The organism is Ruminococcus sp. AM26-12LB (assembly GCF_003480785.1).
Lineage (GTDB): Bacteria > Bacillota > Clostridia > Lachnospirales > Lachnospiraceae > Blautia_A > Blautia_A fusiformis.
In genome coordinates this window covers 1-1,584 of record NZ_QUJX01000040.1, presented here as the reverse complement: position 1 = coordinate 1,584, position 1,584 = coordinate 1, and the positions used below count along the sequence as shown (strand labels likewise).

Below are 1,584 nucleotides of genomic sequence, written 5' to 3'. Positions count from 1 at the left end.
TTTAACCTGCTGGACAATGCGGTGAAGTACACCCCGGCAGGCGGGAAAATCGCTGTGTCTGTGGTGCTGTGGGAAATGTATGTGGAAATCAAAGTAGCCGACACCGGCAAGGGCATTTCCGAAAGCAATCAGGCCGCCATCTTCCGGCGCTTCTATCGTGAGGAAGAAGTACACGAACAGCAGGGCGTGGGCATTGGCCTGTATCTGGCCCGCGAGATCGTAACACGGCAGGGCGGCTATATCAAAGTGGTTTCGGAGCCGGGCAAGGGTTCGGAATTTTCCATTATGTTGCCGACTAAATAAAGCACACTTATAACAGGAGAAAACACCATGAAAAAAATCAATTTTTGCAAAGCAACAACAATCATCTTAATAATCAATGTTATTTTATCTATTGTTTTATTTTTCGTTGTTCCTGATAAAATAGCAATTCAATGGGTAGATACATCCCCCAGCAATGCAGTAGATTCTTACTATGTATTTTTGGTGCCGGTATTGTCAGTGCTTTTTGCTTTTACGGGAAAACCTATTTTTACAATGTTCCTGTTTAGATTGTGGAATAGAACTAACGAGCATTTAGTGACATACTTAAATTTGTGTCTGCAAGTTGTATTTCTTACTTGTGAAATCTATATCGGATTATATAACCTATGTAATTTTAATGTTGCCATTAGTATAATTCTCATTGTGGAACTTATGATAGATGTGGTGATTGGATTGAAATTATTTCACAATCAATCTATCTAAAAGATTGTGTAGTATGATTCGGCGGACGACCATTTCCAGCTGTCCGCCGTGAATTTTTTTGAAATGTCCGAGCGTTGTAACATTTCACCCCGATTTTCAATGAAATTTTTTGGCCGCTGTAACATTTCGCGGACATTTGGGTTTTACAATACCCTTATCAACAAAAGTGAGGAGGCGACGCAATGGAACTGACCCCGACATTGATTTTGAATCTGGCGCTGCTGATCGTCCCGCCCGTTGCCCTTGTGCTGGTGTTCCGGCAATGGCTGGCCCGGCACATCCGCTGGACGGTTGCCTTGACTGCTCTCTGTGATGTTCTCCTATTTTGGGATGAACTGTTCTACTATGAGAGCTTCGGCCTGTTCGCTGTGCTGATTCTGGTGCAGTTGGCGGCCACCGGCGCAGCAGCGTTCCGCATTTACAACAAACAAAAAAAGGATTGAATTTTATGAGCATTTTACAGACTATCGACCTGAAAAAGTATTACGGCACAGAGCCGAACATCACCCGCGCCCTTGACGGTGTGAACTTCTCCGTGGAGGACGGCGAATTTGTGGCCGTTGTGGGAACCTCCGGCAGCGGCAAGTCTACCCTGCTTCACATGATGGGCGGGCTGGACACCCCTACTTCTGGCAATGTGATTGTCCGGGACAAAGAACTGTCGAAGATGAACGACGAACAGCTTACCATCTTTCGCCGCCGCAACATCGGCTTTATCTTCCAGAACTATAACCTTATTCCGATCCTGAATGTGTATGAGAACATCGTCCTGCCGGTGGAGCTGGACGGGGACACGGTGGATCAGAAGTTTTTGGACGAGATCGTTCACCTGCTGGG

4 protein-coding genes are annotated in these 1,584 nt (G+C 45.8%); all 4 read left to right on the top strand.

Annotated features, from left to right (window positions below; genetic code table 11):
* Positions 1-303, top strand: a 303-nt coding sequence (locus DW694_RS16665; protein WP_147420748.1) for an ATP-binding protein, incomplete at its 5' end; no start/stop codon positions are given.
* A 27-nt stretch (positions 304-330) separates the two neighbouring features.
* Positions 331-747 carry a hypothetical protein gene (locus DW694_RS16660; RefSeq protein WP_118141146.1) on the top strand — a complete coding sequence of 139 codons (417 nt, stop codon included), beginning with the start codon at positions 331-333 and terminating at the stop codon, positions 745-747.
* Positions 748-929: 182 nt separating this feature from the next.
* The gene (locus DW694_RS16655) at positions 930-1,190 is read left to right on the top strand and encodes a hypothetical protein (RefSeq protein WP_004611617.1); all 261 of its coding nucleotides are present in this window, start codon (positions 930-932) and stop codon (positions 1,188-1,190) included.
* Positions 1,191-1,195: 5 nt separating this feature from the next.
* Positions 1,196-1,584 (top strand): ABC transporter ATP-binding protein (locus DW694_RS16650; protein ID WP_147420747.1); only part of this gene is annotated, 389 nt, incomplete at its 3' end.